Origin of the sequence: Nocardioides sp. IC4_145 (genome assembly GCF_011250565.1) — a bacterium.
Classification (GTDB): Bacteria; Actinomycetota; Actinomycetes; order Propionibacteriales; family Nocardioidaceae; genus Nocardioides.
The window spans coordinates 72,874-98,698 of record NZ_JAANMS010000006.1 but is presented as its reverse complement, the minus strand read 5'-3'; the positions used below and the strand labels follow the sequence as shown (position 1 = coordinate 98,698).

General features: G+C 74.3%; 23 protein-coding genes. 12 read left to right on the top strand and 11 right to left on the bottom strand.

Annotated elements, in window-relative coordinates; translation table 11 throughout:
* Position 1 precedes the first annotated feature (1 nt).
* Positions 2-1,216 (bottom strand): acyl-CoA dehydrogenase family protein, encoded by a 1,215-nt coding sequence (locus G6553_RS04840; protein ID WP_166189647.1) that lies wholly within the window; start codon positions 1,214-1,216, stop codon positions 2-4.
* A 119-nt stretch (positions 1,217-1,335) separates the two neighbouring features.
* On the opposite strand from G6553_RS04840, the gene G6553_RS04835 reads away from it, so the two are divergent.
* From G6553_RS04835 to G6553_RS04820, 4 genes are read left to right on the top strand one after another with little or no spacing between them, the layout of a single operon-like run.
* On the top strand, positions 1,336-2,304 hold the full coding sequence (locus G6553_RS04835; protein ID WP_166189644.1) for an ABC transporter ATP-binding protein: 969 nt from the start codon (positions 1,336-1,338) through the stop codon (positions 2,302-2,304).
* Positions 2,301-3,077, top strand: coding sequence for an ABC transporter permease (locus G6553_RS04830; RefSeq protein ID WP_166189643.1), 777 nt, complete (start codon positions 2,301-2,303; stop codon positions 3,075-3,077). The genes G6553_RS04835 and G6553_RS04830 overlap by 4 nt, the downstream gene beginning before the upstream one ends.
* Before the next feature lie 54 nt (positions 3,078-3,131).
* Complete coding sequence (locus tag G6553_RS22030) at positions 3,132-4,280, top strand: histidine kinase (protein ID WP_166189641.1); 1,149 nt, start codon at positions 3,132-3,134, stop codon at positions 4,278-4,280.
* Positions 4,277-4,912 (top strand): response regulator transcription factor, encoded by a 636-nt coding sequence (locus G6553_RS04820; protein WP_347565499.1) that lies wholly within the window; start codon positions 4,277-4,279, stop codon positions 4,910-4,912. The genes G6553_RS22030 and G6553_RS04820 overlap by 4 nt, the downstream gene beginning before the upstream one ends.
* Before the next feature lie 129 nt (positions 4,913-5,041).
* On the opposite strand, the gene G6553_RS04815 is transcribed toward G6553_RS04820, so the two are convergent.
* Both G6553_RS04815 and G6553_RS04810 read right to left on the bottom strand, forming a co-directional pair.
* Entirely contained in the window at positions 5,042-5,641 is a 600-nt protein-coding gene (locus G6553_RS04815) for a hypothetical protein (RefSeq protein WP_166189639.1), read from the bottom strand.
* Positions 5,642-5,851: 210 nt separating this feature from the next.
* Positions 5,852-7,795, bottom strand: coding sequence for a M3 family metallopeptidase (locus tag G6553_RS04810; RefSeq protein ID WP_347565498.1), 1,944 nt, complete (start codon positions 7,793-7,795; stop codon positions 5,852-5,854).
* 79 nt (positions 7,796-7,874) lie between these two features.
* Between G6553_RS04810 and G6553_RS04805 the strand changes: the two genes are divergently transcribed.
* The gene (locus tag G6553_RS04805) at positions 7,875-8,927 is read left to right on the top strand and encodes a glycoside hydrolase family 6 protein (protein WP_347565497.1); all 1,053 of its coding nucleotides are present in this window, start codon (positions 7,875-7,877) and stop codon (positions 8,925-8,927) included.
* A 58-nt stretch (positions 8,928-8,985) separates the two neighbouring features.
* The gene (locus G6553_RS04800) at positions 8,986-10,281 is read left to right on the top strand and encodes an MFS transporter (RefSeq protein WP_166189633.1); all 1,296 of its coding nucleotides are present in this window, start codon (positions 8,986-8,988) and stop codon (positions 10,279-10,281) included.
* Here G6553_RS04800 and G6553_RS04795 read toward each other — a convergent pair.
* On the bottom strand, positions 10,259-10,762 hold the full coding sequence (locus tag G6553_RS04795; protein WP_166189631.1) for a DUF664 domain-containing protein: 504 nt from the start codon (positions 10,760-10,762) through the stop codon (positions 10,259-10,261). The genes G6553_RS04800 and G6553_RS04795 overlap by 23 nt on opposite strands.
* Positions 10,763-10,803: 41 nt before the next feature.
* Here G6553_RS04795 and G6553_RS04790 point away from each other — a divergent pair, with 41 nt between their 5' ends.
* Positions 10,804-11,559: a hypothetical protein gene (locus G6553_RS04790; protein ID WP_166189629.1), complete on the top strand. Its 756-nt coding sequence runs from the start codon at positions 10,804-10,806 to the stop codon at positions 11,557-11,559.
* Between the two features lie 27 nt (positions 11,560-11,586).
* Positions 11,587-12,582: an LLM class F420-dependent oxidoreductase gene (locus G6553_RS04785; protein WP_166189627.1), complete on the top strand. Its 996-nt coding sequence runs from the start codon at positions 11,587-11,589 to the stop codon at positions 12,580-12,582.
* Between the two features lie 178 nt (positions 12,583-12,760).
* Here G6553_RS04785 and G6553_RS22025 read toward each other — a convergent pair whose 3' ends face one another.
* The 3 genes from G6553_RS22025 to G6553_RS04770 form a co-directional block, all read right to left on the bottom strand.
* Positions 12,761-14,470, bottom strand: a complete 1,710-nt coding sequence (locus G6553_RS22025; RefSeq protein WP_166189625.1) for a DUF429 domain-containing protein — start codon at positions 14,468-14,470, stop codon at positions 12,761-12,763.
* 138 nt (positions 14,471-14,608) lie between these two features.
* Entirely contained in the window at positions 14,609-15,817 is a 1,209-nt protein-coding gene (locus G6553_RS04775; RefSeq protein ID WP_166189623.1) for a YibE/F family protein, read from the bottom strand.
* A 13-nt stretch (positions 15,818-15,830) separates the two neighbouring features.
* The gene (locus G6553_RS04770; RefSeq protein ID WP_347565496.1) at positions 15,831-17,165 is read right to left on the bottom strand and encodes a lactate 2-monooxygenase; all 1,335 of its coding nucleotides are present in this window, start codon (positions 17,163-17,165) and stop codon (positions 15,831-15,833) included.
* Between the two features lie 48 nt (positions 17,166-17,213).
* Here G6553_RS04770 and G6553_RS04765 point away from each other — a divergent pair, with 48 nt between their 5' ends.
* The gene (locus G6553_RS04765; RefSeq protein ID WP_207619356.1) at positions 17,214-19,496 is read left to right on the top strand and encodes a DUF6351 family protein; all 2,283 of its coding nucleotides are present in this window, start codon (positions 17,214-17,216) and stop codon (positions 19,494-19,496) included.
* Positions 19,497-19,560: 64 nt separating this feature from the next.
* A complete protein-coding gene (locus G6553_RS04760) occupies positions 19,561-19,959 on the top strand; it encodes a hypothetical protein (protein WP_166189621.1) in 399 nt (132 codons plus the stop codon).
* Positions 19,960-19,999: 40 nt separating this feature from the next.
* Here the strand turns inward: G6553_RS04760 and G6553_RS04755 are convergent, their stop codons facing one another.
* The 4 genes from G6553_RS04755 to dnaB form a co-directional block, all read right to left on the bottom strand.
* Positions 20,000-21,139, bottom strand: coding sequence for an alpha/beta hydrolase (locus G6553_RS04755; protein ID WP_166189619.1), 1,140 nt, complete (start codon positions 21,137-21,139; stop codon positions 20,000-20,002).
* Positions 21,140-21,221: 82 nt separating this feature from the next.
* Positions 21,222-21,677, bottom strand: coding sequence for a hypothetical protein (locus G6553_RS04750; RefSeq protein WP_166189617.1), 456 nt, complete (start codon positions 21,675-21,677; stop codon positions 21,222-21,224).
* A gap of 40 nt (positions 21,678-21,717) precedes the next feature.
* Entirely contained in the window at positions 21,718-21,840 is a 123-nt protein-coding gene (locus tag G6553_RS21585) for a hypothetical protein (protein WP_278249493.1), read from the bottom strand.
* Positions 21,841-21,986: 146 nt separating this feature from the next.
* Entirely contained in the window at positions 21,987-23,405 is a 1,419-nt protein-coding gene (gene dnaB / locus G6553_RS04745; RefSeq protein WP_166189615.1) for a replicative DNA helicase, read from the bottom strand.
* Positions 23,406-23,887: 482 nt separating this feature from the next.
* Between dnaB and G6553_RS04740 the strand changes: the two genes are divergently transcribed.
* Positions 23,888-25,246, top strand: coding sequence for an MATE family efflux transporter (locus G6553_RS04740; protein WP_166189613.1), 1,359 nt, complete (start codon positions 23,888-23,890; stop codon positions 25,244-25,246).
* Positions 25,243-25,815 (top strand): hypothetical protein, encoded by a 573-nt coding sequence (locus tag G6553_RS04735; protein WP_166189611.1) that lies wholly within the window; start codon positions 25,243-25,245, stop codon positions 25,813-25,815. Before G6553_RS04740 ends, G6553_RS04735 begins: the two co-directional genes overlap by 4 nt.
* Positions 25,816-25,825 lie beyond the last annotated feature (10 nt).

Here is a 25,825-nt window from a genome sequence, read left to right as displayed (position 1 = left end):
ATCAACGGATCTGCGCGCCCGAGATCGCGCGCGCGATGACGAGCCGCTGGATCTCCGAGGTGCCCTCGAAGATCGTGTAGATCTTGGCGTCGCGGGCCATCCGCTCGACGGGGTACTCCCGGGTGAAGCCGTTGCCGCCGAGGATCTGCATGGCCTGGCCGGTCACCTTCACCGCGGTCTCGCCGGCGACGAGCTTGGACATCGACCCCTCGGCCGCCTCGAACGTCTTGCCCTGGCTGGCCATCCAGGCGGCGCGCCACACCAGCAGCCGGGCCGCGTCGATCGCGGTCTTCATGTCGGCCAGCGCGAAGGCGATCGCCTGGTTCTCGATGATCGGGCGGCCGAACTGCTCGCGGGTCCTCGCGTAGTCCAGCGCGACCTCGTACGCCGCCCGCGCGATGCCGACGGCCTGCGCGCCGACGGCAGGACGGGTGCGCTCGAACGTCGCCATGCTGGCGTTGCCGCCGGCGCGGGTGCCCTCGCGGGCGCGGGCGAGGCGGGCGTCGAGCTTCTCCTTGCCGCCGAGCAGGCACCGGCCGGGCACGCGCACCCGGTCGAGGACGACCTCGGCGGTGTGCGAGGCGCGGATGCCGTGCTTGTGGAACTTCTGGCCCTGGCTGAGCCCCTTGGTCCCCGGCGGCACGACGAACGACGCCTGCCCGCGGGCGCGCAGGTCGGGGTCGACGACGGCGGTCACGACGTGCACGTCGGCGAGCCCGCCGTTGGTCGCCCAGGTCTTGGTGCCGTTGATGACCCACTCGTCGGTGGCCTCGTCGTACGTCGCGCGGGTGCGCATGGCGCCCACGTCGCTGCCGGCGTCGGGCTCGGAGGAGCAGAACGCGCCGAGTCGCAGGTCGCCGGGCTCGCCGAACATCTGCGGCACCCACTCGCCGACCTGCTCGGGCGTGCCGTTCGCGCTGACGCCGGCCGCGGCCAGGGCCGTGCCGACGATCGCGAGGCCGATGCCGGCGTCGCCCCAGAACAGCTCCTCCATCGTCACCGGGATGCCGAGCCCGGTCTCGTCGAAGCTCTGGGTGGCGAAGAAGTCGAGGGAGTAGAGGCCGATCTTCGCGGCCTCCTCCAGCACCGGCCAGGGGAACTCCTCGCGCTCGTCCCACTCGGCCGCGGCCGGGCGGATGACGTCGGCAGCGAAGGAGTGGACCCAGCTCCGGAGCTCGAGGTGGTCAGGACCGAGGTCGAACGAGGGCGTCGTCACGTACCGGAGGGTAACCACGGCCGCCGCTGGTGTCTGCGGGTCGCCACCTGACAAACGTCATGCGGAACCGGTGAGCGGGCGCACTGGCTCCTCGTCCGGTCCGCCGGGAGGGTGGAGCCATGACCACCTCCGCACCCCCCGACCTGCACATCGAGGTCCGCGGCCTGCGCCGCAGCTACGGCACCGGCACGACCGCCTTCGAGGCGGTGCGCGGCGTCGACCTCGTCGTCGAGCCGGGCACGGTCGTCGCCCTGCTGGGCACCAACGGCGCCGGCAAGACCTCCGCGCTCGAGGTGGTCGAGGGGCTGGCGCCGCCGACCGCAGGCGAGGTCCGGGTGCTGGGGCTGGACCCGGTCGCGGACCGGGCGGAGGTACGCCGCCGCACCGGCGTGCTGCTGCAGACCAGCGGGTTCCCCGCGGACCTGACCGTCGGTGAGACCCTGCGGATGTGGTCCGCGACGATGACCGCGCCGCGACCGGTCGAGGACGCGCTGGCCGAGCTCGACCTGACCGACCGCGTGGACGTGAGCGTCCGCAGCCTGTCGGGCGGCGAGCTGCGCCGGCTCGACCTGGCCTGCACGCTGCTCGGCGAGCCCGAGGTCGTGCTCCTCGACGAGCCGACCACAGGCCTCGACCCGGAGAGCCGGCGACGCGTGTGGGACCTGGTCGCCCGCCTGCGCGACCGCGGCTGCTCGGTCCTGCTGACCACCCACCACCTCGAGGAGGCCGAGACGCTGGCCGACCGGGTGGCGATCATGCACGCCGGCCGGATCGTCCGCGAGGGCACGCCGGCCCAGCTCGGCGCCGACCACCCCTCGACGATCCGGTTCGAGGGAGCCGCCCCGGCCGGCCTGCCCGACCTCGCCGGCCTGACCGCCGTCCGGCGGGTCGCCGCCGACCACGGCCGGACCACGATCGAGTCCGACGACCTGCAGGCGACGCTCACCGCGCTGCTCGCGGCCGCGGCCGACGGCGGCGTACGCCTGGCCGGCCTGGAGGCCCGCAGCGCCACCCTCGAGTCGGTCTTCCTCGCCATCGCCTCGGGTGCCCACACCGACGACCGCGCTCTGGAAGGAGCCGACCGATGACCACGCTCTCGCTCTCCCGCACCGCCGGCCTGGCCCGCGCCAACGCGACGCTGGTGGTGCGCAACAAGCTCACGCTGACGTACGCCGTCGTGATCCCGCTGGCGCCGCTCCTGCTGCTCCTGCTCGGCGACTCCGGGGACGGCTCCAACGGCGCCGGCGCGGCCGCGATCGTGACCGCGCTGATGATGGCCGCGCTGTTCCCCGTCTTCTACAACCTGCTCTCCCAGCTGGTCACGCGCCGCGACGAGCTGGTCCTCAAGCGGCTGCGCACCGGCGAGAGCACCGACGCGGAGATCATCGCCTCCCTCGCGCTGCCCGGCCTGGTGATCGCGCTGGCGACGGCGCTCGTCGCGGTGCCGTTCGCGATGCTGCTCGGGCAGCCCGCGCCGTTGAACCCGCTGCTCTACGCCCTCACCGTCGTCGTCACGCTGCTGCTCTTCGCGGCGTTCGCGCTGTGGACGGCGGCCTGGACGAAGAACGCCGAGGCCGCGCAGATCACCAGCATGCCGGTGATCCTGCTGGCGGTGCTGGGCCAGGTCGCGATCGGCTTCCCCGACGAGGTGCGCCGGTTCACCGACCTGACCCCGGGCGCGGCGATGACCGACCTGGTGCGGGTGAGCTGGTTCGGCTTCGGCACCGACGACGTCGAGCGGACCCTCGACTTCGCCGGCACCTGGTCCGCCGCCGGCCAGCCGCTGCTCGTCCTGGTCGCCTGGGCGGCCGTCGCGATCTACCTGGCCCGGCGCTCGATGCGCTGGGAGCCCCGGTCGTGACCGGCCGTGGCGAGCGCGGAGGTGGCGGCGCCGCCGGTCGCTAGGGTCGGTCCCGTGGCGGCGGGACGGTGGTGGCGCGGCTCCTGGGCCGAGCGCGGCCAGGTGGAGCGGGTGGACCTCTACACGCGCCAGTCGCTCTACGTCATCGCGGCGCTGATGAACGGCGTGCTGGTGCTCGGCGCGCTGCCGGCGATCGACGGCCACCCGACGGCGTACGCCGCGTTCGTCGCCGGCGCCGTCGTGCTGAGCGTGGCCGGCGGGTGGGCGATGCGCGACGCGATCCGGCTCTACCCGCAGGTCGGACCGGTCCCGGTCCGCAGCACCGCGGTCCTCGTCGGGCTGGCCGTCGTCGCGGTGGCAGCCGCGAGCGCCCTGCCGACCGACCTGCCCCAGGCGGCCGGTCTCGTCGTCGCCTTCTCCCTCGCCTGGGGGCTGGGCGGCTACCGCGACCAGCGGGTCGCCTGGGCGACGATCGTGGCCGTCGGGCTCGCCGCCTGGCTGCCGGGCGACGACCTCCCGACCGCGACGTACGGGCTGCTCGCCGGCGGCTTCTTCATGCTCACCGTCCGCCTGTCGCTGTGGCTGCTCGACATCGTCGTCGAGCTCGACCGCGGCCGGGACGCCGAGGCCGCGCTGGCGGTGGCCGAGGAGCGGCTGCGGTTCTCCCGCGACGTGCACGACGTGCTGGGCCGGCGGCTCGCCACGATCGCCGTCCAGGCCGAGCTCGCCGCCACGCTCGCCGGACGCGGGGACGACCGGGCCGCCGACCGGATGCTCGAGGTGCGCTCGCTGGCCCACGACGGTCTGAAGGAGGCGCGCGAGCTGGCCCGCGGCTACCGCGCGGTCGACCTCGCCCAGGAGCTCGACGGCGCCGTGTCGCTGCTCCGCTCGGCGGGGATCGACGCGACCGTCGCCGTCGACGGGCTGCCCGAGGACTGGCACGAGCCAGCGGCCTGGGTCGTGCGCGAGGCGGTCACCAATGTGCTGCGGCACTCCCGTGCGACGTGCGTGGAGGTGTCGTACGCCGACCGCGTGCTGGCCGTGCGCAACGACGGCGCCCTGCCGGCCGGTGGGTCCGGTGGGCCCGAGTCCGGGGGCGGCACCGGCCTCGCCGGCGTACGAGCCCGGCTCGCCGCGCTCGGCGCCGGCCTCGAGGCCACCCGCGACGGCCACCTGTTCACCGTCCGGATGGTGCTGCCGTGACTGCGTCCCCGACCTCGACCTCGACCCCCATCCGCGTGCTGCTCGCCGACGACGAGAACCTCATCCGCGAGGCCCTCGCCCAGATGCTCGCCCTCGAGGACGACCTCGAGGTGGTCGCCCAGGCGGCCGACGGGCCCGAGGCGGTGGCCGCCGCGGTCCACGCCGGCGTCGACGTCGCGGTCCTCGACCTGCAGATGCCCGACCTCGACGGCATCGCGGTCGCCGAGCGGCTCGCCCGCGACCTCCCCGCCTGCGGCACGGTCATCGTGACCAGCCACGGCCGGCCCGGCCACCTCAAGCGCGCGCTCGCGGCCGGCGTCCGCGGCTTCCTCCCGAAGACCACCTCCGCCGCGACCCTCGCCCGGGTGGTCCGGACCGTCCACGGGGGCGGTCGGTACGTCGACCCCGACCTCGCCACCGAGGCGATCGCCGCCGGCGACAGCCCGCTCACGCCGCGGGAGGCCGACGTCCTGGAGCTCGCCGCCGACGGCGCACCCGTCGACGAGATCGCTGCCCGCGCCTCCCTCTCCCCCGGCACCGTCCGCAACTACCTCTCCAGCGCCGTCACCAAGCTCGGCGCGGCCAACCGCCACGACGCCTGCGCCGTCGCCCGCCGGATGGGCTGGATCTGACGGCTCCTCGCGCTTGCGGGTGGATGCTGGTGCCGATGCGGGTGCCGTGCGGGGGCCGATGCGGGAGTCGTGTGCCTCCGGACGCGGCTCGGCGCGTCCTCGGGCACGCGACCCGGCCACGGCCCAGGCTCAGGGCTCGGCGTGGACCAGGTTCACGGTGGTCACCTGACCGACGTCGTTGACGACCAGCTGGACCGCGAACCAGCCCACGCACGTCAGCGACGCGTCCGGCTGCAGGGTCACCGATCGCCCGGGGCCGGCCCCCGGCAGCGGGACGGGGTGGGCGCACGGGTGCTGCGGCTCCTCGGAGGAGACCGCCACCCGCGGAGCGCCCGCGAGCCGGTCGACCGCGGAGAACGGGCAGGTCCGGCCGGCGTACGAACCACCCTCCGGGCACACCGCCCACGCCGCGCGGTCACCCGCCTCCGCGTTCGGCAGCGTGCGGACGAACCGGCCGCCGAGGTAGAGCCCCACCGGCGTGTCCACCGGCGGACCCACCCGGCCACGGGCGAACCGGAGGAACGCCCGCGCGACCCGCTCGAGCTCCGCGGGCGCCGGAGGCAGGTCGAGCCCCGGCTCGGGCGGCGGTTCGAGCGACGATCCTGCCGGCGGTTCCGACGAGGACGCGGCCGAGGGTGGCGCGGGCGTCGCCGCCTTCGCGGGCGGATCCTCCCGGCCGCAGCCGGCGAGCGCGAGGACCAGGGCGAGACCGGCCAGGAGTGTGCGCATGCCGGTGGGACGCGGCGCCGGCCGAGCGAGTTGCTCGCGACCCGGTCGTCCGCGACCCGAGTCCTCCCGGCCGCCGCCGCGCCGGAGGACGGCCGCGGACCGCCGCAGACGGACAAGACGTCCCCGAGGCCGCGGTCGGCTCGCGAGGTTTCGACACGCTCAGGCCTTGGCGGCTTCGCTGCTCAACCAGCGGGCGGCGGCCTTCGCTGCTCAACCAGCCGAGGCCAGCCAGGCGGCGTACGCGTCGAAGGTGTAGGGGCGGCCGAGGAAGTCCTCGACCAGGTCGGCGGCGTCCTTGGCGCCGCCGGGGGCGAGGATGCGGTCGCGGTAGCGCCCGGCGACCTCGGGGTCGAACAGGTCGGTGGGGTCGAAGGCGCTGAACAGGTCCTTCGCGATGACCAGCGACCACATGTAGGTGTAGTACGCGGAGGAGTAGCCGCCGAGGTGGCCGAAGCTGGCGAACATGTGGGTGCCGTCGATCCAGCGCAGGGGCGAGTACTTCCCCTGCAGCTCGACCATCCGCGCGGTGAGGTCGTCCGGCCGCTCGGCGTGGAAGTAGTAGGACATCGCGGCGTAGAACATCTGCACCCGCGCGGCCGTCCCCTTGCCGAAGTCGTCGGCCGCGCGCATCCGCGCGACGAGGTCGGCGGGGATCGGCTCGCCCGCGGCGTTCGTCGCGAAGGAGCGCAGGATCTCGGCGTCCCAGGCCCACTCCTCGAGCATCTGGCTGGGCGCCTCGACGAAGTCCCACTCGGTGGCGACCCCGGCGAACCGCGCCCACCGGCCGTGCCCACCCAGGACGTGGTGCACGAGGTGGCCGAACTCGTGGAACAGCGTGACGACGTGGTCGTGCTCCATCAGCCCGCGCGAGAAGTTGCAGACCAGCACGCCCTCGGGCAGCTGCTGCCCGGCGACGCCGTCGACGAGGGTGAACTGCGCGGCGTGGCCGTACTTGCCCTCGCGCGGGTGGAGGTCGAGGTAGATCCGGCCGACCGGGGAGCCGTCGACGGTCGAGGTGACGTCGTACGCCGTGACGTCGGGCGCCCAGACGGGTGCGTCCGGGACGGGCTCGTAGTGCAGCCCGAAGAGCCGGCCGGTCACCTCGAGCAGGCCCTGGCGGACCTTCGGGAACTCGAAGTAGGTCCGCACCAGCTGCGCGTCGACGTCGAGCTGCTCCTTGCGGACCAGCTCCTCGTAGTAGGCGACGTCGGCGCTGGTGAGCGCGTCGGCGTCGGGCCGGTCCTGCTGGAGCCGGGCGAGCACGGTGGCGACGTCGCGCTCGGCGGGCTCGCGAGCGGCGTCGGCGATCCGGTCGATGAAGGCGGGGATCGCCGGGCCGGAGCCGATCATCTTGACCTCGGCGTCGTACGACGGCCAGTCGGCGTGGCCGACGCGCTCGGCGCGCTCGTGGCGGAGCGCGAACAGCTCGCGCAGCACCGCGTCGTTCTGTGGCCAGCCGCGCTCGAGGAACTGCACGGTGATGTCGTGGCGGACCTCGGCGTCGTGGCAGAACGTCCGCACGGGGACCACGTCGGGGTAGTCGGTCGTGATCGTGACCAGCCCGTCGTCGCCGGCGGGGCGGGCGTCGAGCCAGTCCTGCGGCATGCCCCCGAGCCGATCGGGCGCGACCCGGATCGAGCGGACGTCGTCGCGGATGGTGCGGGAGAAGGTCTGGTCGAGCTCCGTGAGCCGGTCGTTGAGCTCGGCGATCCGCGCCCGGGTGGCGTCGTCGCGGTCGACGCCGGCGCGGCGGAAGTCGCGCAGGGTCCGCTCGAGCAGGCGGGCCGCCTCGCCGTCGAGCCCCGACGGGTCGAGCGCGGCGAACGTGTCGTGGAGCGCGCGGTCCTGGGAGAGCTCGGTGGCGAGCTTGTCGACCTCCTGCTCGGCGCGGTCGCCCTCGTCGCGCACCGCCTCGTCGGGGTGCACGTTGCCGAGGAGCGAGCCGGCCGCGGCGACGTTCGACAACGCGCGGGTGACGGCGTCCCACTGCTCGAGCGCGGCGAGCGCGTCGGCCGGCGGCTCGGCGCGGAGCCGCTCGACGATCGCGCGGGCCTCGGCCAGTCCGTCGTCGGTGCGGGCGCGCAGCCAGGCCCCGGTCGCGTCGGGGTCCGGCAGGGCCAGCGGCGTCAGCGGCTCGGGGCGGGGTGAGGTCACGCGCACGATCGTAGGTGTGAGGTCGGACGGTCCCGTCCGTTCCGGCCCGCAGCCGCGTGTGCGCCCGTAGCCTGAGCGGGTGCTTCCTCGGTCCCCGCGCGCCCGCGTCGCGTCGTACCTCGCCGCGGCCGTCCTCGCCGGCGGCGGGCTCGCCGCCGGCGCGACCGGCGCCGTCGCCGAGACGCCCGCGCCGCCTTCGCTGAGCAGCGCGACCGCCGGCGCTGCCAGGACCGAGGTCGAGGCCAAGGCCAAGGCGAAGGACCCGCGCAGGACCCGCGGCCTGTTCGTCGACAAGCGGATGCCGGTGTTCACCGCGGGCGAGGCCCGCCACGCCCCGATCGCCACGAAGGCGCAGGCGCTGTGGCTGGGCATCGAGTACTACGCGACCGACCGCGTCCGCGACGTCGTCCGCGAGTACGTCGGCCTCGCGGCCGCCGCGCGCAAGACCCCGGTGCTCGTCGTCTACTCCATCCCGGACCGCGACTGCGACCAGCACTCGGCCGGCGGCGCGGCCGACGGTGCGGCGTACAAGGCCTGGGTCAAGCAGGTCGCCGCCGGCATCGGCTCGAGCAAGCCGCTGGTGGTCGTCGAGCCGGACGCGATCCCGTTCATCGGCGACCCCGGCTGCGAGGGCGTCAGCGACCGGGTGGCGCTGCTGCGGTTCGCGGTCAAGCGGCTCGCTGGGGCCGGCGCGTGGGCCTACCTCGACGCGGGCCACAGCGACTGGCGGCCGCACGACGGACGCGCGGCGCTGCTGAAGCGGGCCGGCGTCGGCTTCGGCCGGGGCATCGCGACGAACGTGTCGAACTTCCGCAGCCTGGCCGACGAGAAGGCCTACGGCGCGCTGCTGCGGCGCGAGCTGAAGAAGATCGGCGTCACCGGCGTCAAGCAGGTCGTCGACACCTCCCGCAACGGCGCGCGGAACCCCGTCGCCGGCGACGTCATCAACCCCACCTGGGCGCGGGTCGGCAAGGCGCCGCGGCTGGTCTTCGACGGCCCGCTCGACGGCACGCTGTGGGTCAAGCACCCGGGCGAGTCCGACGGGCCGGTCAACGGCGGGCCGGGCTCCGGGGTGTGGTGCGACCTGCTCGCCGACCGGCTGCTCGGCCTGCCGGAGCGCTCCGGCTGCTGAGCCGGGGTGGTGACCCCGGCAGGGGTCCCGACCGCGGACGGGCGTAGGTTGCCGCCCCGTGGCAGGAGCAGCACCAGGACGACTTCGGGGGCTGCTGGCGGACACCCGGCCGCTGCGCAACGACCACTTCCGGCGCCTGTGGGTCGCCAACATCATCACGGTCATCGGCGCCCAGCTGACGGTCGTGGCGGTGCCGGCGCAGATCTACGCGGAGACCGGCTCGTCGGCGTACGTCGGGCTCACCGGCCTCTTCGGGCTCGTGCCGCTCGTCGTCTTCGGGCTGTACGGCGGCGCGCTGGCCGACGTCTTCGACCGCCGCACGATCCTCATCTGCAGCACGGTCGGGTTGATCGTGACCAGCGGGCTGTTCTGGGCGCAGGCCGCCGTCGGCGGGATCGGCGTGTGGCCACTGCTGTGCCTGTTCGCGGTGCAGCAGGCGTTCTTCGCGGTCAACCAGCCCACGCGCAGCGCGCTGCTGCCGCGCCTGCTCGAGCCCGAGCTGCTGCCGGCGGCCAACTCGCTGAACATGACCGTCTTCCAGGCCGGTGCGATCGCCGGCCCACTGGTGGCCGGCGCGCTCATCCCCGTGCTCGGCTTCGAGTGGCTCTACCTGATCGACACGTTCACGCTGCTCGCGACGCTCAGCGCGGTGGTCCGGCTGCCCCCGTTGCCGGTGCTCGGCGCGATGACCGGCGCCCCCGGGCTGCGGTCGGTGGTCGAGGGACTGGCGTACCTCCGTGGGCACCCCGTGCTGCTCATGTCGTTCGTCGTCGACATCATCGCGATGGTCTTCGGCATGCCGCGGGCGCTCTTCCCGGAGATAGCGCACCTCGACTTCGGCGGGCCGGACGAGGGCGGGCTGGTGTTCGCGGCGCTCTTCGCGGCGATCCCGGCCGGCGCGGTGCTGGGCGGCGTGCTCAGCGGCTGGGTCTCGCGGATCGAGCGGCAGGGGCTGGCGGTGATCTGGTGCATCGTCGTGTGGGGAGCCGCGATGACCGGGTTCGGCCTCGCGGTTGGCCTGGCCGACCAGTGGCGCGGGCCGATGCTCGTGGTCGCGCTGGTGATGCTGGTCGTCGGCGGCGCGGCGGACATGGCGTCGGCGGCGTTCCGCACCTCGATGCTCCAGGCGGCCGCCAACGACTCCGTCCGCGGCCGGCTCCAGGGCGTGTTCGTCGTGGTCGTCGCCGGCGGTCCGCGCGTCGCCGACGTGGCGCACGGTGCCGCGGCAGCCGCGGTCGGCACCGCTGCCGCGGCCGCCGGCGGTGGCGTGCTCGTCGTGGTCGGCACGGTCGTCGCCGCGCTCGCCGTGCCGTCGTTCGTGCGCTACCGCGTCACGAGGGCAGCAACCCTCTGACGTACGCCGCCTGGCCGACGTGCTGGGTGTCGTCGTCCACCACGCTGACCAGCCGGACGCCGAGGGTCACGGGCGGGTCCCACTGCTCGTCGACGACCCGGTCGAGGTCGTCGGCGCTGACCGTGTCGAGGTAGGCGACGGTCTGCTCGTGCACCGCGCGGAGGTACGCCGCCAGCAGGTCCGCCGACGCACGCACCTGGCCGACCTCGTCGGCGGACTGTCCGTAGCCGGTCGCATCGCGCTCGAACGGCAACCCGAACCGGTCGACGAACCCCTGCGCCGTCCACACCTGCTCGAGGCCGGCCACCTCGGCGACGTGGTCGTCCTGCACCCGGGCGAGGTGCCAGACCAGCCACGCGATCGAGTTGGTCCCCGGCGCCGGCCGGGAGGCCAGCTGGTCCTCGGACAGGCCGTCCACGACCGCCGTACCGCTCTCGACGATGCGCCCGAACGCGTCCTTCAGCAGCTCTGCGGGAGTCATGCCTACCGACGGTACGTCGGATCCGGGGGTACCGGCGTCCCATGAGGTTCCCGTCCGTCCCCGGCCCCAGCGACCTCCGGCAGCTGGTCGAGCAGGCGGTCGCCGTCGCGCCCCGCGCCGCCAACCTGCTCACCGGTGCCGAGGCGCTGCTCGCCTCGGCCGGCGGGATCATCGGGCAGGTGCAGGCGCTGCTGGTGCGCGTCGAGGGGCTGCTGGAGGAGGTCGAGGGCGTCCGGGTCCGAGCCGACGAGGTGATCGACGGGGTGGACGGCGTCCGCGAGCGGGCCGACGACACGATCGCCGGCGTGCAGGACGTCCGCGCGAAAGCAGACCAGGCGATCGGCGGCGTCGACGACGTGCGCGAGCGAGCCTCGGACATGGTCGACCAGGCGCAGCGGATCGCCGACAAGGGCGAACGCGCGATGGGCGGCCTCGACGACGTGCGCGAGCGCGCCGACGTGCTGCTGCGCCGCGTCGAGGAGGGCGCGGTCGGCCGGATGCTCGACCTGGCCGAGCGGCTCGAGCCCACGCTGCAGGCCTTGGAGCCGGTGCTGGTGCGGCTCGGCGAGTCGACGACGCCCGAGGAGGTCGACGCCGTCGTCGCGATGGTCGACAAGCTGCCGGCGCTGGAGACGGCGCTGCGCGAGGACGTCATGCCGCTCCTCCAGCGCCTCGGCAGCGTCGCCCCCGACATGCACGAGATGCTCGAGGTGACCCGGGAGCTCAGCGAGCTGGTGATGAACCTGCCGGGGATGGGTCGGATCAAGAAGAAGGTCGACGAGCAGCAGGACGACTGAGCTCGCCGGCGTGGGTACCGCTGAGCCATGACGCGCTTCGGCTACACCCTCATGACCGAGCAGAGCGGCCCGCGGGAGCTGGTGAAGTACGCCGTCGCGGCGGAGACCGCCGGCTTCGACTTCGAGGTCTCCAGCGACCACTACTCGCCCTGGCTCACCGAGCAGGGCCACGCGCCGTACGCCTGGACCACCCTCGGCGCCGTCGCCCACGCCACCGAGCGGGTCGGCCTGATGACGTACGTGACCTGCCCGACGCTGCGCTACCACCCCGCCGTCGTCGCGCAGAAGGCCGCGACGCTGCAGATCCTCGCCGAGGGGCGGTTCACGCTCGGGCTCGGCAGCGGCGAGAACCTCAACGAGCACGTCGTCGGCGCCGGCTGGCCCGCCATCGGGCAGCGTCAGGAGATGCTCGTCGAGGCGGTCGAGATCATCCGCGCGCTGCACACCGGCGAGCTCGTCGACTACCGCGGGTCGCACTTCGACGTGGAGTCCGCCCGGATCTGGGACCTGCCCGAGCAGGGCGTCGACATCGGCGTCGCCGTCGCCGGCGAGCGCGGCATGGAGGCGCTCGCCCCGCTCGCCGACCACCTCGTCGCCGTCGAGCCGCGCGCCGACCTCATCGAGGGCTGGAACGCCGTCGACGGCGCGCCGAAGATCGGCTCCGGGGGCGCCCGCGCCGTCGGCCAGATCCCGATCTGCTGGGGTCCGGACGAGGAGGCGGCCACGGAGCTCGCGCACGAGCAGTTCCGCTGGTTCGCCGGCGGCTGGAAGGTCAACGCCGACCTGCCCACCCCCGCGGGCTTCTCCGGCGCCACGCAGTTCGTCCGCCCCGAGGACGTCGCCGAGTCGATCCCGTGCGGCCCCGACCTCGACAAGATCGTCGAGTCGGTCTCGGCCTTCTGGGAGGCCGGCTTCACCGACATCGCCCTCGTCCAGGTCGGCGACGCCCTCCAGGAGCAGTTCCTCACCGACGCCGCCGTCCCCCTCCTCGACAAGCTCCGCGCCGCCGCTCCGTCCTCCTGAGGCCGGCCGGCCCCGCCGGACCTCGGCGGCCCGCCCCCGGGCCGGCTGTGTCATCAAGGTATGTCCCTGGAGCGCCACTCCCCACGGTGAGCTCACCCGGGCCAGTGACGGTTCGCCTGCATACCTTGATGAACCGACACGACCCGGCGCGACGACCGACGTCCGGGAGGGATCGGACTCAGCCGCGCAGCTTCTCCAGCCGCTGGCGCAGCAGGCCCGCGCGGTGGGCGTTGCCGTGGAGGTCGACGTACCGCTCGCCGAAGACGGCGAGGAGGGCGTCGTCGAGGCGGCGGACGGCGCCGGGCGGGTAGCGGTAGTCCATCCGCTCGTTGATCGCCATGGACGAGGTGGGCCGCAGGACGTCGCCGAGCTCGTCGAGGGAGGTGATCCCGAGCTCGAGCAGGAGGCCGGAGATCCAGGCGTAATGGTCGGTGCGCGACCAGCCGGCGTCGGCGTACTGCCCGGCGAGGAACGCCGCGAGCTCCCGGGGCTCCAGGCGCGGGTCGTCGTCGGCGACCGGGGTGGCGGGCGCGGCGGGCTCGGCGCGGAGCCGCTCGCGGATCGTGGAGAACTCCCGGTCGGCCAGCTCGAGCAGCCCGGCGGCGAGGGTGAAGCGGCGGTCGAACTCCGGCGCGTGCTCCTCGGGCACCGACCCCTTGTAGCGGATGTCGTGCTCGAACTCCGCCCACGCGTGCTGCAGCACCGTGCGGACCTGCACCTGCGCGACCCGCCCGCGCAGACCGGCGTACGCCGCCTGGGACTCGCGCGCGGCGTCGAGGGCGACCAGCAGGTGCCGCGAGGCGTACCCCCACCGCCCCTCGCGAGCGGTCTGCTGCCCCATGTCGCGGTCGTCGTGGACGACGACCTGGTCGGCGAGCAGGCCGGCGACCGCCTCGACGTCGTCCTGCACGTAGGTGATGACCCGGACGCCGAGCTGGTCGGTGATGTCGGTGAGCGGGGCGGGGTACATCGGCTGCCCGTCGCGCACCCGCCCGGCCTTCTCGGCGAACGACGCGACCGACTTCGTGCGGCCGGTGACGGTCAGGTAGTTGATGCCGGCCTCGTCCAGGATCGAGGTCACCAGCGCGACCACCTGCTCGCCGGCGACCGACAGCTCGCTGTGCTGCGCGGCGTACGCCTGGATGGCGGAGCGGATCGCGGCGCTCTCGTCGGGCAGCGACGGCGTGACGATGTAGCCCTCGGCCAGGTCGCCGTAGACCGTCGTCCGGTCGGGGTGGAGGTCGGCGAAGCGGCCGACGTAGGCGCACACGACCGCGTCGACCTGGTCCTCCACCACGCGCAGCTGGCTCTTGCGGGTCGCGGTCTCGACGGCCTGCCGCAGCGCGGCCCAGGCCCCGCCGTCGCGACCGGTGTCGGTGTCCACGACCGACTCGACGTAGGTCATCAGCCGCAGCAGCTCGCCGCGGAGCAGCTCGACCTCGCGGCCGCGCTTGTCCTTGTACTTCAGGGTCCGCTCGAGCCCGAAGAGCACGACCGTCGCCGGGTGGGGGTAGACCTCGATCGCGCGCCGCGCCCGGCCGGACCGGGGATCCATGTCGAGCCCGAGCCGTTTGCAGACCCGCGCGCCGCGCGGCCCGTCGCGGAACTCCGGCTTGGCGAGGTTCGAGGGGTGGCAGCCGGCCTCGAAGCGGCGGAAGTCCCTGGTCACCGCCTTCTCCGCCGGCCGCGATCCGGTCTCGTTGCGCACGACCAGCGGCGCGTCGACGGCGACCAGGCAGGGCCCCTCGACGTACGCCGCGAGCCGCTCGGCGATCTCGTCGTCGGTCCGCACCGCCGAGACGTGCACCAGCGCCCCGTCCTCGTCGAGCACGGCGAGCCCGGTGGGCTGGCGCTCGCCCCAGGCGAGGTCGATGCCGATGTGGTGCACCGGGCCAGCATGGCGCACGCTCGCCACCGGAGTGCCGGTCGACTACCGGCCGGTCACCTTGATCTCCGACCGACGTGGTCCGCGACGTCCTCCCGCACCACCCGCGAGGCGTTCGCGTCGTGGCGGGCCGCACGGGGGCTACGAGGGCTGCTCGACCGGACCCGGCACCGTCCACACCGCGATCGCGGTCGTGATCGGCACCGCCAGCACCAGGCCGATGCTGCTCACGAGCGTGCGGACCGCCTCCTGGCCGATCTCCTCGGTGGCCAGCAGGTCCCCGAGCGGCAGCCCGTAGAGCGAGAGCACCATGAGCAGCACCAGCGCGGTGCCGGCGTAGGCGAAGACGATCGTGTAGATCGTCGAGGCGATGTGGTCGCGACCGATCCGCATGCCGCTGAGGAAGAGCCGGCGGCGGCCCATCCCGGGCGCCGCACCGCGCAGCTCCCACACCGCCGAGGACTGGGTGATCGTGACGTCGTTGAGGACACCGAGGCCCGCGACGACGAGCGCGCAGGTGAAGACGTCCTGCAGGTCCAGCGTGGGGACGTACGTCGTCAGCAACCCGGCCGCCTCGTCGCCGAACCCCGTGAGGCGCGCCGCCCGGGTGGCGGCCAGCCCGAGGAGCGCGGTCACCGCGAGCCCGGCGAGGGTGCCGGCCAGCGCGGCGCTGGTGCGCACCGAGAACCCGTGGGTCGTGTAGAGCACCACCACCATGATCAGCGTGGAGCCGACCAGTCCCACCGCGAGGCCGGGCTCGCCGGTGAGCAGCGCCGGCAGCACGAAGCCGAGCAGCACCAGGCCCGCGAACCCCAGCCCGAGCAGCGCCAGCAGGCCCCGCCACCGGGCCACCAGCAGCACGACCAGCACGAAGACGCCCGCCAGCAGCCACAGCGGGCCGCTGCGGTCGGTGCCGAAGTAGACGTAGGTGCGGTCCGCACCGTCGACCGGTGGCGGCGACTGGAGCCGGAGGGTGTCCCCGGGCTCGAGGCCGGAGGCCGCCACCTCCGGCGGGAGGTCGAGGGTGCGCCGAGCGCCCGTGTCCGGCCCCTCGGCGATCGTGACCGAGACCCGTCCGCCGTCGAGCTCGCGGATCGTGCCGTCGACGAGGAGCACGCCCGGCGCCTGGAACGACACCTGCTCGCGCAGGTCCTCCGCCGCCGAGCGGTCCGGCCACAGCACGGCCAGGCCGACGAGCGCCGCGATGCCCGCCAGCGCCAGCGCGCCGAGCAGCGTCGTCCGCGCGCCCCGGCGTACGTCGACCTCGCCGGCGGCGTCGCCGTGCCCGTGCCCATGGCTGTGCCCGTGGCCGGTCCCGTGTCCCGCCCCGGCCGCGTGTCGTCCGCCCACGTCCCGTGCCCGCTCAGGCGAGCAGGTCGCGGGTGATGCCGGCGAGGTCGGTGACCCCGCTGAGCGCCATGGTCAGGTCGAGCTCGGCCATCAGGTGCTCCATGACCGCGCGGACGCCGTCCTCGCCGCCGAGCGCGAGCCCGTAGACCCACGGCCGGCCGACCATCACCGCCTGCGCGCCGAGGGCGAGCGCCTTGAAGGCGTCGGCTCCGCTGCGCACGCCGCTGTCGAAGAGCACCGGCACACGCCCGCCGACGGTGTCGACCACCGCGGGCAGCGCGTCGAGCGAGGCGATCGCGCCGTCGACCTGCCGACCGCCGTGGTTGGACACGACGATCCCGTCGACGCCGTGCTCGAGCGCGAGCTGGGCGTCGCGGGGGTCCTGGATGCCCTTGAGCACGATCGGCAGCGAGGTGCGGTCGCGCAGGTAGGCCAGCTCCTCCCAGGTCAGCGAGGAGCGCGAGAAGACGTCGAGGAACGTCTCGACCGCCGCCCGCGGCACCGGCGAGCGCAGGTTGTCGAGGAAGCGGCCAGGGTAGTGCCGGGTCATCGAGAGCAGCGCCCTGACCGCGGCGGGGGTGGGGCGGGGCTGCGGTCCGTCGACGGCCGGCGGGTTCGCGGCGCGGTGCTCGGCGAGCGAGCGGAAGTGCGGGTCGCTGACGTACTGCGCGATCCCCTCGGCCCGCGCGAACGGCAGGTAGGCGAGGTCGAGGTCGCGGGTGCGCCAGCCGAGCACATGGGTGTCGAGGGTGACGACGAGCGCGTCGCTGCCGATCTCCTCGGCGCGACGGACGAACGAGTCGACGACGCCGTCGTCCTTGGACCAGTAGAGCTGGTACCACCGCGGCGAGTCCCCGAGATCGCGCGCCACCTCCTCCATCGGCACCGACGCCTGCGTGGACAGCACCATCGGCACGCCGAGCGCGCGGGCCGCCCGCGCGACCGCGTGCTCGGCCTCGCGGTGGGCCATCTCGAGCACGCCGATCGGGGCGAGGAGGTACGGCGACGGCAGCCGCCGACCGAACAGCTCGACGGACTGGCTGCGCTCCTCGACGTCGACCAGCATGCGCGGCACGATCCGGTGGCGGTCGAACGCCTCGGTGTTGGCGCGCACGGTCCGCTGCTGGCCGGCTCCGCCGGCGACGTACGACCACGCCTGCGGGCTCATCCGCTTCTGCGCGGCCGCCTCGAGCGCGGCCGGCTCGACCGGGACGACGGGCCGCCGGCCGAAGACGCCCTCCCGGTAGATCCGCGCCTGCACCTCGCGGCCGACGCTCGTCGCGGCCTCGACCGCGCGCTCGGCCATCCGGCCCACCTGCTGCACCGTCCCGGTTCCCGTGTCGCTCACGGGGCCAGTCTGCCGTGACGTCGCTCACCGGACCTCGTTGGACGTCGCATGCGGTCCCGCCTGCTCGTGCTCGCCCTGGTCTCCCTGGTGCTCCCGCTGCTCGCGCTCGTCCCGCGGCCGGCCGCCGACGCGGTCCCGCCGCCCGCGCCGGCCGGACCGCTCGTGGTCGAGGTGCTGTCGAACCGCGCCGACCTGGTCTCCGGCGGCGACGTGCTCGTCGAGGTCCGGCTGCCGAGGGGCGTGCGCGCCCGCGACGTCCGCGTCCGCGCCGGGAGCCGGGACGTGACCCGCCGGTTCGCCGTGCGCCGCGACGGGCGGTACGTCGGCCTCGTCACCGGCCTGCGCACCGGGCGCACCACCATCCGGGCCGCCGCCCCGGGGCGGGCCGGCTCGACCGTCGTCACCAACCACCCGGCGGGCGGGCCGGTGTTCACCGGTCCGCGGGAGCGGCACTACCAGTGCCAGGAGACCGCGCGGAACCGCCGCTGCGAGGAGCCGATCCGCTACACCTACCTCTACCGCTCGGCCAACCCGCTGCTGCCCGGCCTGCGGCCCTACGACCCGGCCGACCCGCCGGCCGACGTCGCGACCACCACCACCGACCAGGGCGTGGAGGTGCCGTTCGTCGTGCGCCGCGAGGACGGCTACCAGGACCGCGACCGCTACACGATCCTCACGCTCTTCCGGCCCGGCCGGCCGTGGCAGGCGTGGGCGCCGCAGCGCCAGTGGAACCGCAAGGTGCTCGTCACCGGCGGCGGCGGGTGCGGCGCGTCGTACACGCCCGCCGACCCGCCGCTCGAGGACTACGCCGGCACCATCCCGGCGCTGCCCGGCATCGAGCAGTCCTACATCACGGCGCTCGGCCGCGGCTTCGCCGTGATGTCCACGGCACTGGCGAACACCGGGCACAACTGCAACGTCGCGATGAACGCCGAGTCGCTGATGATGGCCAAGGAGCGGCTCGTCGAGCGGTACGGCGAGATCCGCTACACGATCGGCACCGGCTGCTCGGGCGGCTCGATCTCCCAGCACACCGTCGCCAACGCCTACCCCGGGATCTACCAGGGCCTGGTCACCACCTGCTCCTACCCCGACGTGCTGACCGCTGGGGCGCAGTTCGCCGACTACCACTTGATGCGGCAGTACTTCGAGGACCCGACCCGGTGGGCGCCCGGCGTCCTGTGGCTGCCGACGCAGGTGGCCCAGGTCGAGGGGCACCTGTCCCACCTCAACGCGATCGTGGCCGACGAGGGGCTGTTCACGTCCGCGCTCGACCCGGAGCACGACTGCCCCGGCACGCGCACGCCCGTCGCCGGCGACCCCCGCACCCGTTACGACTCCGAGACCAACCCCGGCGGGGTGCGCTGCTCGGTGCTCGACCTGATGGTCAACCTCCTCGGCCGGCGGCCGCGCGCGGCCTGGGGGCCGCAGGAGAAGGCGGTGGACCGCGGCTTCGCCGGCATCCCGTTCGCCAACGCCGGCGTGCAGTACGGGCTGGCGGCGCTCCGCGCCGGCGCGATCACGCCCGCGCAGTTCGTCGACCTCAACGCCGCCGTCGGCGGGCTCGACGTCGACTCGGTCCGCACCGACGCCCGCACGGTCGGCGACCCCGCCTCGATCCGCCGCGCCTACCGCACCGGCCTGGTCAACGAGGCCAACCACCTCGACGAGGTCGCGATGATCAACCACGGCGGCCCGGACCCCGCCATCGCCCACGACTACAGCCACGCCTGGTGGACCGAGGAACGGCTGCTCGCCGACCAGGGCCACACCGACAACCGGGTGATGTGGTTCGGCGCCGTGCCGCTCATCGGCGACCTCACCTGGGCGACCGAGGCGCTGCTCGCCATGGACCGCTGGCTGGCCCGCGTCGAGCGCGACCGGTCCTCGCGCCGGCTGGCGGCCAAGGTCGTCGCGGGCCGGCCCGCCGACGTCACGGACCGCTGCCTGCTCACCGGCCTCGACCCGATCTGCACGACCCGCGAGCTCGACGTCCTCCAGACCCGGCTCTCCACGCCGCGGCAGGAGGCCGGCGGCCCGAGCGCGAACGACAGCCTCGCCTGTCGGCTGCGCCCGCTGCGCCGCGCCGACGACGACTTCCTCCTCGTGCCGTTCACCAGCACCCAGTGGGCCCGCCTGCAGCGCGCGTTCCCCGACGGCGTCTGCGACTGGACGAAGCCCGGGCGCGGGCAGGGACCGGCGCGCACCTGGTTGCGGTACGACGGCGCGCGCGGCGGCGCGGCGTACGGCGGTCGCGAGCTGCCGGCTCCCCCGCGGCACTCCGGCGGCGGCTGGGCAGCCCCGGTCTTCGCGCCGCTGCTGCGCCAGTAGCGGCCCGTCATCAGCCCAGCAGCGGCCCGGTAGCGGCCCGGTAGCTGCTCAGTAGGCTCGCTGCATGCCGCTCGCCCGCACCGCCGCCCGCGTCGCCCTCGGCTCGATCATGGTGGGTGCGGGGGTGCTGCACCTGACCACGCAGCGCGAGGAGTTCCAGGCGCAGGTGCCGGGCTGGTTCCCGCTCGACGACGACCTGGTCGTGCTCGGCTCCGGCGTCGTGGAGATCGGGCTCGGCGCCGCGTTCGTCGCCCTGCCGCGCCGCAAGCGGCTCGTCGGCGCGTTGCTCGCGGCGTTCTACGTCGTCATCTTCCCGGGCAACATCGCGCAGTACGTCGAGGGCACCGACGCCTTCGGGCTCGACACCGACACCAAGCGGTTCGTCCGGCTGCTCTTCCAGCCGGTGCTGGTGGCGTGGGCGCTGTACGGCGGCGGGCTGCTCAGGCGTCGCCGGCAGGACTGAGACCGGGACCGAGGCTCAGGCTGAGGCCGGCCCGACCGGCTCAGAGGGTGGGACGCACGCCCGCCAGGAACCGCAGCACCGTCTCCCGCACGCCCGCCGCGCCGGCCTCGAGCGGCAGCGCGCTCCCGGCCTTGGCGAAGGTCCGGGCCCAGACCCGGGCGCTGCTGCTGAACATCTTCTCCGCGCCCGCCTGGTCCAGCCGCCGGACGCGGGCGTCGCGCCCGCCGGACAGCACCAGGACGGGCACGTCGACGCTCCCGGCGCCCAGGACGGCCGACCCGACGGCCGTCAGCAGGCTCGACACGTCGCCGCACGGGGTCGGGTTGCGCCGGGCGGTCGCCAGGCGGCGTACCTTCGCGGGCGCGCTGGCGAAGAGCAGCGAGCGGAACTCCGCGGGCGTCGCGCCGTACGCCGAGTAGCCGTCGCCGCCGACGCAGCGGCCGAGCTGGTCGGTGACGGCGCGGAGCGCCTGGCCGGTCGGCGTGGCCGTCGGCGCCGACATCAGCACCAGGCCGGCGACGTCGGCGAACTCCGCCGCCTCGAGCTGGGCGACGGTCGCGCCGGTCCCGTGGCCGTGGACGACGACGTGGGTCGCGTGCGGCGGCTGGTCGTCCTCGTTCGCCCGGTCGATGAAGCGGTAGTTGCCCGAGTAGAGGTGCTGCACGACCTGGTGCAGCATCGTGGCCTGGGCGCCGAGGCAGGTGGCGTGGCCGTTGGCGAGCGGGCTGCGGTCGTAGCCGAGCCGGTCGAGCACCAACGACGTCTCACCGCGGCGCGCCAGCTGGGAGGCGTAGTCGAAGGCCGGCGCCTGCCGGAGGTTCCAGAACCACGCGCCGGTGCCGGCGTCGTGCACCAGCACGTTGACGCGCAGCCGGCCCGGGGAGCCGCTCATCGTCGAGCGCGGGCCGACCAGCCGCCCCCGCAGGACGTACGGGCGGTTGTCGGCCAGGCACAGCGCGGACGTCTCGTTGGTGTTGCTGACCTCGAACGCGATCGGACGGTGGACGACCTTCCTCACCGGCGGGGCCTTGACCGTCGCAGCCTTCGCCGGGGCCGTCTTCGTCGGGGCCGTGGCTGCCCGGCTGGTGGGCTCAGCGGCGCCGGCGGGGCCGGCGATCATGGCGCCCACGAGCGTGAGTCCGGCGATCCCGGCGAACGTGGTGCGGAGGCGCTGGCGCATGCTGTTGAACGTAGTTCAACAGGTCGGTACGCGACAGACCGTCGGTATGTGACGTTGGGGACAGGTGGGCCGGTCCCCCGGGTCACTCGCCCTGGCAGGCGCCGACCTCGGTGGCGTACTCGGGGTCCTGACCGGTGCCGCCGCCCCCGGAGTCCTCGACGGGGTCGCCGAGACGGGCCCAGAAGCGGTCGCGGTACGCCGCCAGGCCGGCGCCGTCGACGCACTGCAGCACGACGCCGGGGTCGATGCCGCCGCCGGGCAGCTTGCACCCGGCGTAGTCCGCGGGCAGCGCCTGGTCGGCCACCCAGACCTCGGCGCACTGCGGGAGGCTCGCGACGAGGTCCTCGAAGCTGGTGGTGGTCGGCGTCGGCGGGGCGACCGCGTCGTCGCCCGGGCTCCCGCTCGCCGTGCCCTCGGACGGGCCGCTGGTCGGGCTGGCCGCCGCGTCGGGATCGTCACCTGCGTCCGAGCACGCGGCCAGCGGCAGCGCGAGCGCGAGCAGCAGGGCGGGGAGGGAGGTGGCGGGTCCGCGGCGCATGGCCCGCAGGGTAGTGCGCCCTATGCACAGGCGCCGGGCGCTACGCGCGATCGGGATCGAGCAGCGGCCAGAGCAGGTCGAGGCTGCGGTCGAGCCAGTCGTCGCCGACGCGGCCGCGGCGCACGAGCTCGCCGAGCCAGGCGCCGAGGAGCAGGCTGACCACGCCCTCCGCGTCGACGTCGGCCCGGACCAGGCCGGCCCGAGCGTCCTCGAGGAGCCTGGCGGCCAGCGCCTCGTCGTACGGGCGCAGCGCTGGGCGCCCGAATCCGCGTACCGCACTGACCCTGTCTGGTCGTCGGCCCGGGCCGGTCAGTGCGCCATGTCGACGAAGCGCGAGTAGTGGCCCTGGAACGCGACGGTGATGTCGCGAGTGGGGCCGTTGCGGTGCTTGGCGACGATCAGGTCGGCCTCGCCGGGGCGGGTCGACTCCTTCTCGTAGACGTCGTCGCGGTGGAGCAGCACCACCATGTCGGCGTCCTGCTCGATCGAGCCGGACTCGCGCAGGTCGCTCATCATCGGGCGCTTGTCGCCGCGTTGCTCGGGACCACGGTTGAGCTGGGAGAGCGCGATGATCGGGATCTCCAGCTCCTTGGCGAGGAGCTTGATCTGGCGGGAGAACTCCGAGACCTCGAGCTGGCGCGACTCGACCTTGCGGCCCGACGTCATCAGCTGGAGGTAGTCGATGACCATCAGCTTCAGGTCGTGGCGCTGCTTGAGCCGGCGCGCCTTCGCCCGGATCTCCATCATCGTCATGTTCGGGCTGTCGTCGATGAAGATCGGCGCCGAGGAGACCTCGCCCATCTTGCGGGCGAGCTTGGACCAGTCCTCGTCGTTCATCTGCCCGTTGCGGATGTGGTTGAGCGGCACCTTCGCCTCGGCCGACAGCAGGCGCATCGTGATCTCGGAGCGCGTCATCTCCAGGCTGAAGAACACGCTGGTGAGGTTGTTGTGGATCGACGCCGCCCGGCAGAAGTCGAGTGCGAGGGTCGACTTGCCCATCGCAGGACGCGCCGCGACGATGATCATCTGGCCGGAGTGCAGACCGTTGGTGAGGTCGTCGAGGTCGGCGAAGCCGGTCGGCACGCCGTACAGGCCCGCCTCGCGGTTGCCGATCGCCTCGATCTCGTCGAGGACGCCGTCCATGATGTCCGACAGCGGCGCGTAGTCCTCGCTCGAGCGGCGATCGGTGATCTGGTAGATCTCCGCCTGCGCCCGGTCGACCACGTCGTCGACGTGCCCCTCGCCGGCGTAGCCGATCTGCACGATCTTGGTCCCCGCGTCGACCAGCCGGCGCAGGATCGCCTTCTCCCGGACGATCTCGGCGTAGTACGCCGCGTTGGCCGCGATCGGCACGTTCGCCGAGAGCGTGTGGAGGTACGGCGCCCCGCCGATGCGCTGTAGCTCGCCGCGGCGCTGCAGCTCCGCCGCGACCGTGACCATGTCCACCGGCTCGCCGCGACCGAAGAGGTCGATGATCGCCTCGTGGATGGTCTCGTGCGAGGGCCGGTAGAAGTCGGCCCCGCGCAGGACCTCGGAGACGTCGGCGATCGCGTCCTTGGAGATGAGCATCGCGCCGAGCACCGACTGCTCGGCCGCCATGTCCTGCGGCGGCGTGCGGTCGCCGGGCGTCGAGGGTCGCTCGCCGGGAGCGTACGGAGCCGGGCCGTCGCCCCACTCCTCGAACGGCGGCTCCGGGACGCCCCGCGTGTCCGACTCGGCGATGCTCACTCGTGCCCCTCCTGTGCGCTCGTGACCGGTCCTGCGGTGCCGGCGCCCCGTCGGGCCGGCCGGCTCCTCGAACGCTAGGGAGGCCCACCGACATCGGTCCGCGACTCCCGGACGGTACGTGCCGCGACTACCCCAGCGACAGCACCCTGTCCACAGGGCCTGGGGATAACCGGGGACAACCCGTGGACGACACGCGACGCGCTGTGCACAGCATGGGGAGCGACCTGTGGAGGACTGGCCCGTTCACGCGCGCGAAACCCCGCTGACCTGCAGAAACGCGGCCGGCGGCATGTGGAGCGAAATCATTTCCGCACGGATCCGGTTCACCCGGTGGTCATCCGGGCGATTCCGGTTGGATTGTCGACAAAGCACCGACGGTCCGTGGTATCCACAGGCGACGGGTAGTTATCCACCGCCCGGCCCGGGCTAGTCGCGTAGGGGCCAGAAGCGGGTCTGCCTCTTACCCGGACTACTCTCTCCAGGTGCGCCGACCCGAGGACGTGGCCCAGGACCGCGAGATCCTCCGCCTCGCGCTGCCCGCGTTCCTCGCCCTCGTCGCCGAGCCGCTGTTCCTGCTCTCCGACGCCGCCGTCGTGGGCCACCTCGGGACCCCCGAGCTCGCCGGGCTCGGCGTGGCCGGCGTGGTGCTGCAGACCGCCGTCGGGCTGTGCGTCTTCCTCGCCTACGGCACGACCGCCGCGGTCGCCCGCCACGTCGGCGCCGGCGACACCCGCGGCGCGCTGACCCAGGGGATCGACGGGGTCTGGCTGGCCGTGGTCATCGGCGCGATCGTCACGGTCCTCGGCGTGCTGCTGACCGAGCCGCTCGTCGCGGTCTTCGACCCCAGCCCGGCGGTGACCGAGCACGCGACGACGTACCTGCGCATCGCCTTCCTCGGGACCACGCCGCTGCTGGTCATGCTCGCCACGACCGGCGTGCTGCGTGGCCTGCAGGACACCCGGACCCCGCTGGTGGTCGCCGTCGCGGGCAACGCGCTCAACATCGTCCTCAACGTCGTGCTGGTCTTCGGGGTCGGCGCCTGGGACGGCCTGGGGTTCGCCGGGTCCGCGGTGGGGTCGGTGCTCGCACAGGTCGCGAGCGCCGCCGCGCTGCTCGCCGTCGTCGTCCGGGGCGCCCGGGCCAACGGTGCCGGTCTGCGCCCGGACTGGGGCGGCATCCGTGCCGCCGGCCGGGCCGGCGTCTCCCTCGTCGTGCGCACCCTCACCCTGCGCGCCGCGCTCCTGGTGACGACGTACGCCGTCACCGTCGGCGCGACCGGCCGCGACCAGGAGGTCGACCTGGCCACGCACCAGCTCGCGATGACGCTGTGGACCTTCCTCGCCTTCGTGCTCGACGCGATCGCCATCGCCGCGCAGGCGATCACCGGGCGCTACCTGGGCGCGGGCGACGTGGCCGGCACCCGCGCCGTCACCGACAGGATGATCCGCTGGGGCATCGTCAGCGGCGTGGTCACCGGCCTCCTCCTCGCTGCGGCCAGCCCGGTGCTCGGCCACCTCTTCACCGGCGACGCCGCCGTGCAGGACCTGCTCGTCCCCGTCCTCGTCGTCGCCGCGCTGGGCCAACCGGTCGCCGGTGTCGTCTTCGTGCTCGACGGCGTGCTCATCGGCGCCGGTGACGGCCCGTACCTCGCCCGCGCCGGCCTCGTCGTGCTCGTCCTGCACGCCCCCGCCGTGCTCGCGGCGGCGTACCTCGGTGGCGGCCTGGTCGTCGTCTGGGCCGTGTTCGCCGCGGTCTTCATGGGCGCCCGGTTGGCGGTCCTGCTCCGCCGCGCGCGGGGCGACGCCTGGCTGGTGACCGGCGTCCGTAGCCTGACCCCGTGAAGCCGCTCCAGTCCGTCGCGATGGGGCTGGTCGTCATCGGCCTCACCGCCGGCTTCGGGGAGTACGACGCGTTGCCGGACCCGCTGGGCTGGGTGCTCGTGCTGGTGGGGGTCCTCCGGCTCCCCCCGGACACCGAGCGGCGACCCGTGCTGGTGGCGCTCGCCGCCCTGGCCGGCGCGGTCGCGGTGCCGCTGTGGGTGCCGGCGACGGCCGAGGCGCTCGAGGACGTCGACGCGTCCCTGGCCTGGGCACTCACGCTGCCGCAGCTGGGGTTCATCGGGCTGCTGTGCCACGTGCTCGCTGCCCGCGCGACCGCCGCGGAGGACCTGCCGGCCGCTCGCCGGCTGCGGTTCGCCGTCACCCTCGTCGTCGTCGTGGCCGTGCTGCCGGTGCTGGTGCTGGGCGCCGGCGCGGACGTCCTCGCGACGCCGGCGGCCGTGCTTGCAGTGGCCGCGCTCGTGCTCGTCGTCTGGCAGCTCTTCACGCTGTCCGGACGACCCTGGTCCGCGTCGGCGCCGCCGGCCGCCTCATCCGGCCGAAGCCCTGCGCCGGACCGGTCTGGACCATAGCCTCGGGTCC

Coding starts and splice junctions, on each gene's coding strand:
- G6553_RS04755 (WP_166189619.1), bottom strand. CDS start 21,139: ATGCGCCAGCGCCTCCGCACCACGTTCGCCGGGATCGCCGGACTCACG.
- G6553_RS04760 (WP_166189621.1), top strand. CDS start 19,561: ATGCCGCTCGCCCGCACCGCCGCCCGCGTCGCCCTCGGCTCGATCATG.
- G6553_RS04795 (WP_166189631.1), bottom strand. CDS start 10,762: ATGACTCCCGCAGAGCTGCTGAAGGACGCGTTCGGGCGCATCGTCGAG.
- G6553_RS04750 (WP_166189617.1), bottom strand. CDS start 21,677: ATGCGCCGCGGACCCGCCACCTCCCTCCCCGCCCTGCTGCTCGCGCTC.
- G6553_RS04790 (WP_166189629.1), top strand. CDS start 10,804: ATGAGGTTCCCGTCCGTCCCCGGCCCCAGCGACCTCCGGCAGCTGGTC.
- G6553_RS04765 (WP_207619356.1), top strand. CDS start 17,214: ATGCGGTCCCGCCTGCTCGTGCTCGCCCTGGTCTCCCTGGTGCTCCCG.
- G6553_RS04835 (WP_166189644.1), top strand. CDS start 1,336: ATGACCACCTCCGCACCCCCCGACCTGCACATCGAGGTCCGCGGCCTG.
- G6553_RS04785 (WP_166189627.1), top strand. CDS start 11,587: ATGACGCGCTTCGGCTACACCCTCATGACCGAGCAGAGCGGCCCGCGG.
- G6553_RS04815 (WP_166189639.1), bottom strand. CDS start 5,641: ATGCGCACACTCCTGGCCGGTCTCGCCCTGGTCCTCGCGCTCGCCGGC.
- G6553_RS04830 (WP_166189643.1), top strand. CDS start 2,301: ATGACCACGCTCTCGCTCTCCCGCACCGCCGGCCTGGCCCGCGCCAAC.